This is a genomic window from Streptomyces sp. NPDC033229, assembly GCF_055576875.1.
Window position 1 is genome coordinate 1 of the sequence record NZ_JBVIQR010000215.1, and the last position, 1,099, is coordinate 1,099.

The window sequence follows — 1,099 nt, forward strand, 5'->3', positions numbered from 1 at the left end:
GCCTGCCGCCGATCGGCACTCAGGCCACCCCCTTGCGCATACCGCATGCCCACGGCATAGCGCAGGGACCACCCACCGTCACCACCGACTTCACGCCGAAACCCTCAGTAATGGGAGCCACGGAGTCGGTGAATGCTTGATTCCGTAGCCGCCAGCAGGTGAGCACTATCGCTGCCCGAAGCATCGGACTTCTGGTTTGAGACCGTGCCCCTGCTGGTCGGCCGGTAGGCCAGACCGCTGATGGGGCGGCGTGCCCGCCCCAGGGGGGTGTGAGCACTGGATCCATTAGGCCGCGTGCCGTGCCTTCCGCAGGCTGCACCGCTGTGTCAAGTACGTTATGGGGAGGGTCTGTTGCTGCTGATTGGTGATGGCTGGGCCGAGGACCACCACGATGTCGAGGTCCAGGACGAGAGCGGCCGGAAGCTGGCCGCCGTGAATCTGCCCGAGGGAGTGTCGGGCATCGCCAGACTCCACGAGCTCGTCGCCCGGCACGACGGCGAGGACCTGGACCCGGCCGAGGTCGTGGTCGGGATCGAGACCGACCGCGGCTCGTGGGTGCAGGCTCTGATCGCCGCCGGCTACCAGGTGTTCGCGATCAACCCCCGCCAGGTCAACCGCTTCAAGGAACGCTATGCCTCGTCCGGGGCCAAGGGCGACAAGGGCGACGCCCACGCACTGGCTGGCATGGTCCGCATCGACCGGGCCCAGCTGCGGGCCGTGGCCGGGGACAGCGAGGCGGCCCAGGCCGTCAAGGTGGTCGCCCGCGCCCATCAGACACATCTGGGAACGCACCCGGACCTTTCAGCGACTGCGCTCCACGCTGCGGGAGTACTTCCCTGCCGCGTTGTCTGCCTATGCGGACCTGACGCTGACCAGCACTGACGCACTGGAACTGCTGGTCAAGGCACCCACTCCAGCGGCAGCGGCGAAGCTCACCCGCACCCAGATCACCACCGTCCTCACCCGCCATCGCCGCCGCAACCGAGAGGCGAAAGCCGCCGCGATCCAGGCCGCCCTGCGCGAGCCACAGCTCGGCCTGCCTGAACAAGTCACCATCGCTTATGCAGCCACCGCCACCGCCCACGCGCGTTTGATCATT

General features: G+C 67.8%; 1 protein-coding gene and 1 pseudogene. Both read left to right on the plus strand.

What is annotated here, in order from left to right; genetic code table 11:
- Positions 1-351 precede the first annotated feature (351 nt).
- A complete protein-coding gene (locus ACZ53N_RS37490; RefSeq protein WP_469145151.1) occupies positions 352-882 on the plus strand; it encodes an IS110 family transposase in 531 nt (176 codons plus the stop codon).
- Positions 845-1,099, plus strand: a pseudogene (locus ACZ53N_RS37495) (IS110 family transposase); the annotation flags it as partial. The gene ACZ53N_RS37490 and the pseudogene ACZ53N_RS37495, both read left to right, overlap by 38 nt.